Origin of the sequence: Spirillospora sp. NPDC047418 (assembly GCF_040643275.1) — a bacterium.
In the GTDB taxonomy this organism is placed as follows: Bacteria; Actinomycetota; Actinomycetes; order Streptosporangiales; family Streptosporangiaceae; genus Spirillospora.
The window spans coordinates 85845-99416 of the sequence record NZ_JBEYTW010000019.1; the positions used below are offsets into that span (position 1 = coordinate 85845).

The following is a 13572-nucleotide window of genomic DNA, read 5'->3' on the forward strand; positions in this document are numbered from 1 at the left end:
TTTCGACCGTAGCCATCTCCCGGCCGGATAACAAACTGACTGGTCTGTCTGTAGACTGGTTCCCATGCCCGAGCTGCCGACCACCGCACGCGGCGTCGCGACCAGCCGGCGCATCATCGAGGCCGCGACCGAGGAGTTCGCGCAGCGCGGGATCGCCGGCGCCAGGATCGACCGCATCACCGCCGCGGCGCGCACGAACAAGGCGCAGCTGTACGGCTACTACGGAAGCAAGGACGCCCTGTTCGACGTGGTGATCGCCGATCGTGCCGACCGCCTCATGAACGCCGTCCCGCTGGACGCGGAGGACCTGCCCGGCTGGGCCGTCGGGATGTACGACGAGAACCTGCGCCACCCCGAACTCGTCCGGCTCATGGCCTGGCTCCGGCTGGAACGGCGTCCGACGGGCCGGTTGTCCGACTCCGACCACGCACCGAAGATCGAGGCCATCGCCCGGGCCCAGGCGGCCGGCCGCGTGCGCGCCGCCGATCCCGCCGACCTGATGGCCGTGGTCGTCGCGATGGCCTGCGCGTGGTCGCCGGTCAGCGGCCTCCACGTCGCCACCGCCGACGAGCCCGCCGCCGAACACGCCCGCCGCCGCGCCCTGCTACGCGACTGCGTCGCCCGCGCCGTCGCTCCTTAGCCCAGGACGACCGCCCGAATCGCGGCGCGTTGGACGCCGGGCGCCTGGCCGAAGTCCACGCTCGCCTGATCTGAGGGCCGAGTTGCCCCGGTCCGGCGTGTGGTCAAGACGGCTTAGGAGCGACTTCGGCGTCGGCGGCGTAGGACGCGTCACGGCGGGCCTCGAACGCGGCGAGCCGCTCGCGGAGGGCGGACGTCACGTTCTCGTAGGCGTCGGAGTTGAGCAGGAGGCGCAGCGGCGGATCGTCGGAGAGCGCGGCCTCGATCGTCGCGTGTGCGACGCCGGACTGGCTGGCGGGCATCTCCTCCACCGGCCGCGACGGGGTGTCCGCCGGGCCGCCCTGGTACGGGGCGCTGAGAGGGATGCGCTCCGCGGCGTCGTAGAAACTCGTCCGGACCATGCCGGGCTCGACCAGGATCGTTTTGATGCCGAAGGGCGCGACTTCCAGCGCCAGGGCTTCGAAGTAGCCTTCGATGCCCCATTTCGTCGCGTGGTAGATGCCGAACTTCGGAAATGCGATGTGCCCGCCCATGCTGGACATCTGCACGAGCACCCCGCCGCCCTGCTCGCGCAGGTGCGGGACGGCGCGGCGCGCGAGGTGGATGGACGCCGTCAGGTTCGTGGCGATCGACCGCTCCACCTGGTCGTCGCTCAGGTCCTCGGCGACCCCCAGCACACCGAAGCCGGCATTCGAGATGACGACGTCGATCCGTCCGAGATCGGCGAACGCCTTGCCGACCACCGTGTCGAGTTGAGCGGTGTCGGTGACGTCGAGCCGGTGCCGCCACAACCGGTCGCCGTATGCGGCGGCCAGATCGTCCAGCTGCTCGGGCCGCCGCAGTGTCGCGGCGACGCGGTCCCCGCGCGCGAGGACCCGCTCCGCGAGCTCGCGGCCGATGCCGCGTGAAGCGCCGGTGATGAACCAGGTCTTCGAACCGTGTGAGCTCATCCCGCAAGCTTCCTACCCGGAGCGTGCTCCAGGTCAAGCCGCGAGGACCACCGACAACTAAATCGTTCTTGACAAATCTTTTTGTCTTAGGCATGCTGTGACCATACCGCGCGACACCAGGGAGACCAAGATGCGCACGCTGATCAGCACCGCCTTCATCTCGCTCGACGGCGTCATGGAGGGGCCGGGCGGCGAACCCGGCTACCGGAACAGCGGCTGGACCTTCAAGGACATCGAGTTCGTCCCCGAGGCGTACGAGATCAAGGGCCGGGAACAGGAGGAGTCCACCGCGGTGCTCCTGGGCCGGAGCAGCTACGAGGCGTTCAGCCCGGTGTGGCCCGGCATGGAGGAGTTCGCCGGCTACAAGGCGATGCCGAAGTACGTCGTCTCCACCACCCTCACCGATGACGATCTGGTCGCGGGCTGGGGCGAGACCACGATCCTGCGCTCGCTCGACGAGGTCGCCGCGCTGAAGGAGACCGAGGGCGGCCCGATCATCCTCCACGGCAGCGTGGCCCTGAACCATGCCCTGTCGGACGCGGGTCTGATCGACCGGTACCACCTGCTCGTGTTCCCGCTGCTGCTCGGCGCGGGCAAGCGCCTGTTCAGCTCCGCTGACAAGGACGCCCAGCAGCTCAAGCTCGTCGAGCACGAGGCATACTCCAACGGCATCCAGAAGAATGTCTTCGACATCATCCGCTGACAGCCGTCCGTCGTCGCGTTCCAGAGGGTGCTGACCAAGACCGGGTTCGTCCAGGCCGGCCCGGCGAACACGGACTTCGGGACGATCGAGGCGGCTGGCCGGCCGCCCTCCAGGTACATGGGGGAGCCGTACGATGATCGGCATGACGAGACATATCGCGTTCGACTGAAGAACGACGACTGGGAACGGCTCCGGGGACTGGGTGTCGGCACGGTCATCGACCTGCGCTACCCCTGGGAGATCGAGGCGCAGGGCCGGGCCCCGGAGCATCCCGACATGGCGTACTTCAACTTCAGCATCGAGCACCGTCCATACGACCAGGCGGAGCTCGATCCAGAAGTCGATCCATGGAGGTTCCTGGCCGACCGCTTCGCCGAAGTGGTCTCCGATGGCGTGGACGAACTGAGCCGAACATTGGAGGTCATCGCCACCTCGACCCGGCCGACGGTTTTCCATTGCAAATCCGGCAAGGACCGGACGGGCATAGTCGCCGCGCTCGTCCTGTCCCTGCTGGGCGTGGCCGACGGCGACATCGTCGCCGACTTCGCGCTGACGGAACTCGCCACCGACTACCTGATCGCCGAATGGCGGGCGACGCACCCCGGCCGAGAACTGCGATGGCCGTCCTACGGCAGGGCCCCCGCCGATGTCATGCGGCTATTCCTGACCGACATGAGCACGACCTACGGTTCCGTCCACGCCTATGCCACCGACCTGCTCGGCATCGACAAAGACGTGATCGTCCAACTCCGAACCAACCTCCTCCAGCCATAGCACTGGCCGGGGCGTCCGGCGACCCTTTCACCGGTCACGGCGGGCCGGCGTGTGATGTCCGACCTGCCGGATAGCGTGGGCCGCCACTGATCAGGAGGACGACATGGGAACCTGGGACGCCAGCCCGTTCGGCAGCGACACCGCCGCCGACTTCGCGGGAGACCTCGATGAATTGGCCTCAGAAGAGCGCCCGTCGGCAATTCGAGAAGCTCTGGAGGCCGTGATCGGCGAGACGGGTTACTTGGACAGCCATGAGAGTGTGGTGGCAGTTGCCGCGGCTGCTCTGGTAGCGGCCCAGTGCCCTGGTGGCAAGCCTGTCGACTCCGTTTACGGGCCGGACGAGGAAGTCCCGGAACTGCCCGTCGACCTGCACCCCCTTGCGGTGAAGGCCCTGGATCGGGTGGTCGGCCCCGACTCGGAGTTGGAGCAGCTCTGGAACGAGAGCGGCGGCGCAGAGGAATGGAGCGCGGAGATCGGTCGACTGCGTATGGTGCTTTCCAGGCAGCCCGAGTGATCTAATCGTCGTGGCGGACCAGGCTCCGCTCCGGACAGGCGGTGGCGCATGGACATCAGGTGGCCCGACAGGGGAACCGTCCTGGTCGACATTGACGGCAGAACTCTCCGTGTCGTCGGTGAAGCCCTACTTGAGAGGCGTCCCGACTTCCTGATCTTCCCGGAGCACATCACCCATTGGGAGGATGGCGCCCCACTGGAGGACGCAGAGAAGTCCGACGTCCTGAGCCAGGTCATCGAAGCTGCGGCTGCCCGCGGTTGGATATTCGCAATCCTCCGACGAGATGAATGACGACGCAAGCCTCGTCGGCGGACCGCGACGCTCCGGCCGTCGCGCGCCGACCTCCCGCTGTTACTCAAGATCCGACGCCGAGACCGGATGCTGCTCTGCCGAGGCAGTCCCGCAGCCACGGCGGACCGTCCCCGTCAAGGAAGGTCGCAGGCACCCGTCTTGATGGCGCGGACGAGAGTGGACAGCGCGCCGGCGGTGAATGTGAGGACGGGGCCGGCCGGGTCCTTGGAGTCGCGGACCGCGAGCTCGTCGCTGAGCTGCGCGACCTCCACGCAATCTGCTCCCTGTGCTGAACGAGAACTCTTACGCCATAGAGGTTCGCTGTTTTTAGTGCTCATCGATACCAATATGCCGCTTTCGATGCAGCCTGGCCAGGTCGGAGATCATGGTGAGTGACTCGTCGACCCCGAGGGCCGCCATTGCCAGCTGGTTGAACGCGAGCGAGTAGGTGTGAACCTGCGCGTCGTCCTCGACGTACAGCGCGCTGGTCAATCCATCGATGTAGACGATGTCTGGCATGTGGTGCTCGGAGAACTCCATATGGGCGAAGGCGCCAGTCGTTGCAGGGTGGGCGCCTGCGGGGAAGGGCAGTACCTGAATCATCACATTGGGATGCTCGGAGAGGCTGACCAGGTGATCACACTGCCTGGCCATCACTTCTGGACCGCCGATCGTACGTCTGAGGGCGGCTTCATCGATGATCGACCACACTCGGAGCGGTTCGGGTTCTTGGCGTGTGATGAGTGTCTGCCGTGTTCTACGGACCTCTACCCGGCGATCGACCTCCGAGATCGGTGCGAACTGCATGAGGCCCACTCGGATGATCTCGTGGGCGTACTCCTCGGTCTGTAGGAGTCCGTTGATCATCAGGGCGTTGTAGCAACGGAGGGACTTGGCTTCGGCTTCGAGTTCGATGTAGGCCGCGTAGTCGGTATGGATCGTGTCGGCGTAGGCGTCCCACCAGCCGCGTTGGCGTGCCGTCCGGGTCAGGGCGAGCAGTGCTTCCCGTTTCTCGGCCGACACGTCGTAGAGGTCGCAGAGCTGGTTCACGTCCGAGGTCTTGATGCCCTGGGCCGCCGTCTCGATGCGGGACAGCTTCGGGGCGGACCATCGTCCTCCGCACTGAGCCTGTAGCTCGGCGACGACCTGGTCGAGGCGCATGGTCGATCGTTCGCGCAGGCGGCGGAGTTCGGCGGCGAGCTTGCGCTCCCGGATCGTAGGGCGACGTTCAGGCATGTACTGAGTGTGCCGCGTCCGCTACGTCCACGGAGGTGATTCTGCAAGATCACTTGCAGGGTGAAATGGAATTTTTCATTTCTACTTGCGATCACTGCCCGTCCAGGAGCACGATGCGTCGCAGTGCCGACACGGCGAGTGGCTCTCCGGTCGCGGGTCGTGGAGGGGTGAGGTGTCGGATATGTCCAGTGCGGCCGGGGTGGTACGGGTGGGTGGGGGTGCGGTTTGGGCGTTGCCGCCGGAGGCTCGGTGCGCTCGGGTGGCGCGGGAGGGCGTTCGGGAGACGCTGGAGGCGCTGCTTCTGCCCGAGGGGATGGTGGACGACGCGGTCACGATGGTTTCCGAGTTGGCCACCAATGTGTTCGCGCATGCGCTGGGCGGGCGGCCGCTCGCGATCACGCCTACGGCGGGGCTGCCGGAGGTGCAGATATACCTGCGCGGGGGTGGGACGGAGGTCGTGGTGCGGGTCTTCGACTCTGCGGTCTGGTGTGGGACGGTGCCGTCCAGGGCCAATCTTCGTCCGCCGATCGAGGCCGAGGGTGGGCGTGGGCTTGAACTGGTCAATGCCCTGGCTGTCGAGCACCGGGGGCGGTGGGGTGCGCATCGGAGTCGGTCGATGCTCGGGTCCGTGCCGGTTTCCGGGAAGGTCGTCTACTTCGCGCTGCCTGCGGCCGTGTCGTGGTGTCCGCCTCGGCGGGACTGCCATGAGGCCGCTCGGGAGTTGCGGCGGTTGCTCGGAGCGCGGGGGATCGGGCCGCTTCACCTGAGCGAGGGGTGGCGGATGGCCGTGCTCTCGGTGCGGGCGGAGATCACCGTGTGGGTGCGGGACGAGACGTTCTTCGTCACCTTGCCGGAGGGCGGTGCCTGCCGTCCGGTCTGTGATGTTGTCGAGGTGGCGGAGGGGATCGTCCGGTGCAACGAGGATCTCAACGCCCGGGTGCGGCCGGGAGTGTGAAGAGTGAGAGGCCCCGGGCGAGGGTGCCCGGGGCCTCTTTGCGTCACTCTTCGGCTGTTTCGACTTCCTCGGGGGCCGGGCCTATCGGGCCGCTGATGGAGACGATGGGCTTGTCCAGGCTCTCGCCGGAGCCGTCTCGGCGGCCCATCGTGACGTTCAGCATGGCCGGCTTGCCGTTGGCGGCCGACGCGCGGAGCGGTGTCGGGGCCGCCCATGCCTGGAGCAGCACGTCCTCGCCCTTCAGGAAGCGATGCGCTCGCACGCCGCCCGTCGCGCGGCCCTTGGCCGGGAAGTCCGCGAAGTCGGCGAGTTTGATCGCGCCCGTCTGCGTGCCGGGGAGTGCCGTGGACGAGCCCGAGATCGTGATCACTCGGGCCTCGCGGGCCGGGTCCAACGCGCCGAACCACATGACGCTCGCCCCCGCGCCCAGCTTGATGCCCGCCATGCCGCCCGCCGCCCGTCCCTGAGGACGGACCAGGGACGCGGGGAAGTGCAGGAGCTGGGCGTCGGTCGTGATGAAGACGACGTGCTGGTCTTCGGAGAGCAACTGGACGGCGCCGACCACGCGGTCGCCGTCCTTCAGGCCGATCACCTCGAACTCGTCGCGGTTCGCGGGGAAGTCGGGGACCACCCGCTTGACCACGCCGTGGGCCGTGCCGAGGGCCAGACCGCCGCCCTCCTCGCCCACGGAGGCGATGCCCACGACCGTTTCGTCCGGTTCCAGGTCGACGTACTCGGCCACCGGGGCTCCGCCCGCCAGGGACGGGGGTGTGGCGGAGGGCGGCAGTGTCGGCAGATCCAGGACGTCGATGCGGATCATCCGGCCGTGGGAGGTCACCGCACCCACCTGGCCTCGGGCCGTCGCGGGGACCACCGAGGTCAGGACGTCGTGCTGGGCTCGGGGGCCGCTGTCCGGAAGGGGCGACGCGTCGTGGGTGCGGGCCATGAGGCCGGTGGACGAGAACAGCACCGTGCACGGGTCGTCCGCCACCTCGAGGGGGACGGCCGTGGCCGCCGTCTGGCCCGAGGATTCGAGGAGGATCGTCCGCCGCGGCGTGTTGAACTCCTTCGCCACGTCGCCGAGCTCCTTGGAGACCACGCCGCGGAGCTTGCGCTCCGACTCCAGGATCGCGGTCAGCTTGGCGATCTCCTTGGCGAGCTGCTCCTTCTCCTTCTCCAGCTCGAGCCGGTCGTACCTGGTCAGGCGGCGCAGCGGCGTGTCCAGGATGTACTGCGCCTGGATCTCCGACAGTTCGAAGATCTGCATGAGGCGCTGCTTGGCCTGGGCGGCGTCGTCGCTCTGCCGGATGACCTGGATGACCTCGTCGATGTTCAGCAGCGCCACGAGCAGGCCGTCCACCAGGTGGAGGCGGTCCTCGCGCTTCTTGCGGCGGAACATCGAGCGCCGGCGGACGACCTCGATGCGGTGGTCGACGTAGACCAGCAGCATGTCGCGCAGGCCGAGCGTGCGGGGCTGGCCGTCGACCAGGGCGACGTTGTTGATGCCGAACGTCTCCTCCATCGGCGTGAGCCGGTAGAGGTCGGCGAGGACGGCCTCCGGGTTGAAGCCGTTCTTGATCTCGATGACCAGGCGGAGCCCGACATTGCGGTCGGTGAGGTCCTTCAGGTCCGAGATGCCCTGGATCCGCTTGCTGTTGACCAGTTCCTTGATCTTGGCCTTCACGCGCTCGGGCCCGACGGAGTACGGGAGTTCGCTGACGACGATGCCCTTGCGGCGCGGCGTGACGCTCTCGATGGAGACCGTGGCGCGCGTGCGGAACGTGCCCCGTCCGCGCTCGTACGCGTCCCGGATGCCCTCCAGGCCGACGATCTTGCCGCCGGTGGGCAGGTCGGGGCCGGGGACGAAGCGCATCAGGTCTTCGAGCGTGGCGTCGGGGTTGTCGATCAGGTGCCGGGCCGCCGAGATGACCTCGCCGAGGTTGTGCGGCGCCATGTTCGTGGCCATGCCGACCGCGATGCCGGACGCGCCGTTCACCAGCAGGTTCGGGAACGCGGCCGGCAGGACCTCCGGTTCGCGCTCCTGCCCGTCGTAGTTCGGGCGGAAGTCGACCGTGTCCTCGTCGATCGACTCGACCATCAGCATCGCTTCGCGCGACAACCGGGCCTCGGTGTACCGCATGGCGGCGGGCATGTCGTCGCCGCCGAGCGAGCCGAAGTTGCCGTGCCCGTCCACGAGCGGCATCCGCATCGCCCACGGCTGCGCCATCCGCACCATCGCGTCGTAGATGGCGCTGTCGCCGTGCGGGTGCAGCTTGCCCATGACCTCGCCGACGACGCGGGCGCATTTGACGTGCCCGCGGTCGGGGCGGAGCCCCATCTCGTTCATCGAGTACAGGATCCGGCGCTGGACGGGCTTCATGCCGTCGCGTGCGTCGGGGAGCGCCCGCTGGTAGATGACCGAGTAGGCGTACTCGAGAAAACTGCCGCGCATCTCGTCGGAGACATCGACGTCGACGATGTTCTCTTCGAAGTCCGGCGGAGGTGGAGGGGCTTGGGATCCGCGTCGTGCCATGCCCAACATTGTGGCCGGTCCCGGGGACATCTTTCGCCCGCCCCACCGAGTGCGCCGTCCAACTCGGTGGATTGGTGCCGTTCCGTCACCTTCCGAGACCTGGCAGATTGAGGGTGGACGGTTTCCATATCCCCAGGTGGAGGTTCCCTTGAGCGGGCTGGCCGACTTCCAGAACTCGATCTACCTGCAGGGCCTCGGCGACGTCGTCCCGTCACTGCCGACGGACCTGACGAAGCTGGAGGGCCTCGCCGAGCGCGCCCTGTCGGCGCCGGCGTTCGGATACGTGGCGGGGTCGGCGGGCAGCGAGGCGACCGCGCGGGCCAACCGGGAGGCGTTCGACCGGTGGCGGATCGTGCCGCGCATGCTGCGGGACGTCGCCGACCGGGACCTGTCGGTGGAGGTGCTCGGCACCGCGATGCCGTCCCCGGTGCTGCTCGCGCCCATCGGCGTCCAGTCGATCTTCCACCCGGACGGCGAACTGGCGGTGGCGCGTGCGGCGGCGGCCGAGGGGGTGCCGATCGTGCTGAGCACGGCGTCCTCGTATGCGATCGAGGACGTGGCCGAGGCCAACGGGGACGGTCCTCGCTGGTACCAGTTGTACTGGCCCAAGGACCGGGAACTCGCCGTGAGTTTCCTGGAGCGGGCCAAGGCAGCCGGTTACACGGCCCTTGTCGTCACGCTCGACACGTTCACGCTGGCATGGCGCCCGCGCGATCTGAACCAGGCGTACCTGCCGTTCCTGCGCGGCATCGGTGTCGCGAACTATTTCAGCGATCCGGTCTTCCAGAAGGCCGTCGGCGGTGAGATCACCGACGCCAACAGGGACACCGCGATCCTGCACTGGGTCGCCAATTTCGGAAACCCCAGCCTCACCTGGGACGACCTCATCTTCCTGCGGGACCACTGGGACGGGCCCATCGCGCTGAAGGGCATCCAGCATCCCGACGACGCCCGCCAGGCCGTGGACGCCGGCATGGACGCGGTCATCGTCTCCAACCACGGCGGCCGCCAGGTGGACGGGGCCATCGCCTCCCTGGACGCACTGCCCGGCGTCGTCGAGGCCGTCCACGACCAGGCGACCGTGCTGTTCGACAGCGGGATCCGGACGGGAGCGGACATCGCCAAGGCGCTCGCACTCGGCGCCAAGGCCGTCCTGGTCGCGCGCCCGTACGCCTATGGGCTGGCGCTCGCCGGTCAGGCCGGAGTCCAGCACGTCTTGCGTTGCCTCCAAGCCGAACTGGAGCTGACCATGACGCTCTCTGGAATCAAGACTCTGGACGGGCTGACTCCGGACATTCTTGTGCGCGGGTAGCCGGCGCGTAGATGGCGTGGATCGCGGCCAAGGCCGCGTCTATGTCGCTGATACGTGCGTCTTCGGTGGTGACAGGACGGGAGGGCAAGCCGTCCGTTCGCCTGGCGATGGCTCGGCGTGTGGCGCCGACATTGGCCCGGAGCCCGCCGAGGCGTGGATCAGGCCCGACACTGCGCAACTGGACGACGATGCCACGCAGATGGTCGATGACATCGGCTTGATGTGGACGCTGATGCGTGACGGTGCGGTGCATACTCAGCGGTGGGTACAGCTTGTCCAGTTCGGCGACCGCGTCCTCGAATCTGTGCAGCGCGCCAGGCTCGCCTCCGAGGACATCGCTGAGGACGGCCAACGCGTCGGCCGCGCGGCGGCGCAGGACGTCCCGCGTATGAGGGCGATCGAGCCCCGGCTCCCCGGGGCGAACGTCCCCGCCACCAGGGTCGCCAGGCAGGTTCCACCGGTCGCGCCGAGCGCGCGCAGCACGCCCTTGTGCAGCGCGTCTCCCCGTCCACGCGCGCCGTTGCAGACGATGCACGCGGTCAGCACGACCCAGGACCAGCGGGCCGGGCGATGCGGTCGGCGAGCGTCTGGAACGCGGTGACCCAGAACCACGCGATCAACGCCACCACCGGTGCCCACAGCACATGCCCCGAAGACGGCGTGTGCGGCAGGATCAGGAGCGCGATCGCGGGCAGCAGCACCAACGTCCCGGTCCGTGTGAACAGAGGCCCGAACCGGCGGATCCAGAGGGCGGACGTCACGAGCAGCACGAACGCCGCGTCTCCCGCGAACGGCCGGTCGGACATGAGCGTTCCCAGGCCGACCGCGGCAAGGGCGACCGCGGGGAGCACGACGAGGCCGGTGAGTCGGCCGGCCGGTGCGGTGCCGCGCTGAGTCCGGGCCAGCGTGATGGACAGGACGACCGCCTGCATGACGATGTCCGCACCGAGATGGGCGAGCCGTTCCAGCAGCCAGGCCGAGCCGAAGGCCGCGAGCACCGCCGCCATCGTGGTGGCGGGCGTCGCGAGAGGGGCGGCCCGCGGCAGCCCGGCCCGCCGTCCCGTGCGCAATCCGACGTCGGCCATGATCGCCTCTCGAATTTAGTAAGTGATACCGTAATACTGTGGACGGCGTTCCGATGGAGGCGGTGGCGGAGATCCGGCACGGGGTCATGCGCATGTCGCGCCGCATGCGCGCGGCCCGCTCGCCCGACGCGCTGAGCAGCAACAAGCTCGTCGTGCTCGGCCACCTGTACCGGAACGGCTCCGGCACGCCCGGCGACCTGGCCGAGGCGGAGGGCCAGAAGCCGCAGTCGCTGACGCGCGTGTTCGCCGAGCTGGAGGCCGACGGGCTCGTCACCAGGGCGCGCGATGAGCGCGACCGGCGTCAGGTCGTGCTGACCATCACCGAGCGGGGCGTGGAGGCCCTCCGCCGCGACATGGGGGAGCGCGACGCCTGGCTCACGGGCGCGCTCGCCGGCCTCTCGCAGACCGAGCGCGACGTCCTCCAGATCGCCGCCAGGCTCATGGGACGGCTCACAGAATAGTTCGTGAGTACGTACTATTTTTCGGGGTAGGGGAACGGGCATGCGCTGGCCCGATCACGCCATCTGGTGGCACGTCTACCCGCTCGGTTTCGTCGGCGCCGAACGCGAGGCACGACCCGAGGGCGCGTCCCGGGTGCACAGGCTCGCACGGCTGACCGGCTGGCTCGATCACCTTGTCGGGCTCGGCTGCAACGGGCTCGCGCTCGGCCCCGTGTTCGCGTCCGAGACCCACGGCTACGACACCGTCGACCACTACCGCGTCGACCCGAGGCTCGGCGACGAGGACGACCTCGAACGGCTCATCGACGAGGCGTCCCGGAAGGGCGTCAGGGTTCTGCTCGACGGAGTCTTCAACCATGTCGGGCGGGGCTTCCCGCCCTTCGGGGACGTCACGGCCAACGGCGACGACTCCCCGTACCGCACCTGGTTCCACCCGGACCTGCGCACCTTCGAAGGGCACGACCGGCTCGTCACGCTGAACCACGCCGAGCCCGAAGTCGCCGCCTACGTCGCCGACGTCATGACCCACTGGCTGGAGCGCGGCATAGACGGCTGGCGTCTCGACGCCGCGTACGCCGTCCCGCCACCGTTCTGGCGGACGGTGACCGACCGGGTCCGCGCGCGTTTCCCCGATGCCTGGTTCGTCGGCGAGGTCATCCACGGCGACTACATCCGCCTCGTCGAGCACACCGGTTTCGACTCCGTCACCCAGTACGAACTCTGGAAGGCCATCTGGAGCTCACTCAACGACCGCAACTTCTTCGAACTGGCGCACACGCTCGACCGGCACAACACGATGCTCGACACGTTCGCCCCGCAGACCTTCCTCGGCAACCACGACGTGACCCGCATCGCCAGCCGCCTGGACCGAAAAGAGCACCAGCGGCATGCCCTCGTGATCCTGCTGACCACCGGTGGTGTCCCGTCCATCTACGCCGGTGACGAGTTCGGGTTCGAAGGCATCAAGGAAGAACGCGTTGGCGGGGACGACGCCATACGGCCGGCCTTTCCGGGACGTCCCGACGAGACCCCCGGGTACGCAGCCCCCCACCACCGGCTATACCAAGAGCTGATCGGCCTGAGGCGCCGCCACCCCTGGCTCGTCCGCGCCCAGACCACGGTCGCCACCTTGACCAACACGGTTCTCTCCTACACAGTGGGCCGCGGCGCAGAGCGGCTAGCGGTCGTCCTCAACCTGGACGATGAGCCGGTCACGGTGGACCTTCCCGCCGCCGACTGGACGTGCGTAGCCGGTGAAGCGACCTTCACCGCCGACGGCGCCACCATCCCTCCGACCGGATGGGCGATCGCCGAACCATGACATTTGTCATGGCCCACCCCTGAACTCCTCACGGTGGCCTTCTGACGCCTGTGACTGCACGTACGCGCAACCGGCGGCGAGCATGGATGTCATGAAGGCACCCGTGATCGAGGTACGCGACCTGGACCTGAACGAGGCCGTGCGGAACGTCTCGTTCACCGTGGCCGAGGGCGAGGTCTACGCGCTGCTGGGCCGGTACGGCTCAGGCAAGACCACTCTCCTGGAAATGCTCGCCGGCCTACGCCGCCCCACAAGCGGGACCGTCCGGTTCCGGGGCGCGGACCCCTACGACGACCGCGACTCCGCGCGTGCCGGGGCCGTGTGGCGCGACGGCGGCCTGTTCCCGGGGCTGACCGTCACCGAGGTCATCGACACGTGGCGGCGCTGGACGCTCGACCCGATCACCCGGGACGAGGCCCTGCGCCTGGCCCGCCTCACCCACATCGCCGATGTCCCGTTCGAGCAGCTCTTCCCCGGGCAGCGGCGCAGGCTCGACCTCGCGCTCGCCCTGGTCGGCCGGTCGGACGTCCTGTTCCTCGACGAGCCCACCGCCGGGCTCGACGCCGGAGCCGCCCGCGAGGTGTGGTCCGTCCTGCGCATGCTGGCCGCCGGCGGCGTCAGCGTCGTGGTCACCACCCGCGACCCCGGCGAGGCGTGCCGCGCCGACCGGGTCGGGATCCTGGACGAGGGCCGCCTGGTCACCGGCCGGGACGCCGTCCGGCTCCGCGCCGCCTGACCGGCCGCGCCCCCCGCCCGCCACCGAGCCGCCACCGAGCAGCCACCGTCGTGCCGTCCGCA

15 protein-coding genes are annotated in these 13572 nt (G+C 68.7%); 10 read left to right on the plus strand and 5 right to left on the minus strand.

Annotation, left to right across the window (positions count from 1 at the left end; all coding sequences use genetic code 11):
* The first annotated feature begins 64 nt into the window (after positions 1-64).
* A complete protein-coding gene (locus ABZ806_RS15055; RefSeq protein ID WP_500217850.1) occupies positions 65-640 on the plus strand; it encodes a TetR/AcrR family transcriptional regulator in 576 nt (191 codons plus the stop codon).
* 103 nt (positions 641-743) lie between these two features.
* Here ABZ806_RS15055 and ABZ806_RS15060 read toward each other — a convergent pair whose 3' ends face one another.
* Complete coding sequence (locus ABZ806_RS15060) at positions 744-1589, minus strand: SDR family oxidoreductase (protein WP_500217851.1); 846 nt, start codon at positions 1587-1589, stop codon at positions 744-746.
* A gap of 130 nt (positions 1590-1719) precedes the next feature.
* Here ABZ806_RS15060 and ABZ806_RS15065 point away from each other — a divergent pair, with 130 nt between their 5' ends.
* The 4 genes from ABZ806_RS15065 (at position 1720) to ABZ806_RS15080 (ending at position 3871) form a co-directional block, all read left to right on the plus strand.
* Entirely contained in the window at positions 1720-2292 is a 573-nt protein-coding gene (locus tag ABZ806_RS15065; protein WP_500217852.1) for a dihydrofolate reductase family protein, read from the plus strand.
* A gap of 117 nt (positions 2293-2409) precedes the next feature.
* Positions 2410-3066, plus strand: a complete 657-nt coding sequence (locus ABZ806_RS15070; RefSeq protein ID WP_500217853.1) for a tyrosine-protein phosphatase — start codon at positions 2410-2412, stop codon at positions 3064-3066.
* Positions 3067-3169: 103 nt separating this feature from the next.
* The gene (locus tag ABZ806_RS15075; RefSeq protein WP_500217854.1) at positions 3170-3580 is read left to right on the plus strand and encodes a DUF4259 domain-containing protein; all 411 of its coding nucleotides are present in this window, start codon (positions 3170-3172) and stop codon (positions 3578-3580) included.
* Between the two features lie 48 nt (positions 3581-3628).
* Positions 3629-3871, plus strand: a complete 243-nt coding sequence (locus tag ABZ806_RS15080; RefSeq protein ID WP_500217855.1) for an Imm74 family immunity protein — start codon at positions 3629-3631, stop codon at positions 3869-3871.
* A gap of 134 nt (positions 3872-4005) precedes the next feature.
* Here the strand turns inward: ABZ806_RS15080 and ABZ806_RS15085 are convergent, their stop codons facing one another.
* The gene (locus ABZ806_RS15085; RefSeq protein WP_500217856.1) at positions 4006-4209 is read right to left on the minus strand and encodes a DUF397 domain-containing protein; all 204 of its coding nucleotides are present in this window, start codon (positions 4207-4209) and stop codon (positions 4006-4008) included.
* Positions 4199-5107: a helix-turn-helix domain-containing protein gene (locus ABZ806_RS15090; RefSeq protein WP_500217857.1), complete on the minus strand. Its 909-nt coding sequence runs from the start codon at positions 5105-5107 to the stop codon at positions 4199-4201. Before ABZ806_RS15090 ends, ABZ806_RS15085 begins: the two co-directional genes overlap by 11 nt.
* Before the next feature lie 181 nt (positions 5108-5288).
* Between ABZ806_RS15090 and ABZ806_RS15095 the strand changes: the two genes are divergently transcribed.
* A complete protein-coding gene (locus ABZ806_RS15095) occupies positions 5289-6062 on the plus strand; it encodes an ATP-binding protein (RefSeq protein WP_500217858.1) in 774 nt (257 codons plus the stop codon).
* A gap of 43 nt (positions 6063-6105) precedes the next feature.
* Here the strand turns inward: ABZ806_RS15095 and ABZ806_RS15100 are convergent, their stop codons facing one another.
* Positions 6106-8595 (minus strand): DNA gyrase/topoisomerase IV subunit A, encoded by a 2490-nt coding sequence (locus tag ABZ806_RS15100; protein ID WP_500217859.1) that lies wholly within the window; start codon positions 8593-8595, stop codon positions 6106-6108.
* Between the two features lie 148 nt (positions 8596-8743).
* Here ABZ806_RS15100 and ABZ806_RS15105 point away from each other — a divergent pair, with 148 nt between their 5' ends.
* Positions 8744-9907, plus strand: a complete 1164-nt coding sequence (locus tag ABZ806_RS15105; RefSeq protein ID WP_500217860.1) for a lactate 2-monooxygenase — start codon at positions 8744-8746, stop codon at positions 9905-9907.
* Positions 9908-10446: 539 nt separating this feature from the next.
* Here ABZ806_RS15105 and ABZ806_RS15110 read toward each other — a convergent pair.
* Entirely contained in the window at positions 10447-10992 is a 546-nt protein-coding gene (locus ABZ806_RS15110) for a hypothetical protein (RefSeq protein ID WP_500217861.1), read from the minus strand.
* Between the two features lie 38 nt (positions 10993-11030).
* Here ABZ806_RS15110 and ABZ806_RS15115 point away from each other — a divergent pair, with 38 nt between their 5' ends.
* From ABZ806_RS15115 to ABZ806_RS15125, 3 genes are all read left to right on the plus strand, one after another.
* Positions 11031-11453, plus strand: a complete 423-nt coding sequence (locus ABZ806_RS15115) for a MarR family winged helix-turn-helix transcriptional regulator (RefSeq protein WP_500217862.1) — start codon at positions 11031-11033, stop codon at positions 11451-11453.
* A 40-nt stretch (positions 11454-11493) separates the two neighbouring features.
* On the plus strand, positions 11494-12774 hold the full coding sequence (locus ABZ806_RS15120; RefSeq protein ID WP_500217863.1) for an alpha-amylase family glycosyl hydrolase: 1281 nt from the start codon (positions 11494-11496) through the stop codon (positions 12772-12774).
* Positions 12775-12865: 91 nt separating this feature from the next.
* Positions 12866-13510 (plus strand): ABC transporter ATP-binding protein, encoded by a 645-nt coding sequence (locus ABZ806_RS15125; RefSeq protein WP_500217864.1) that lies wholly within the window; start codon positions 12866-12868, stop codon positions 13508-13510.
* Positions 13511-13572: the final 62 nt, after the last annotated feature.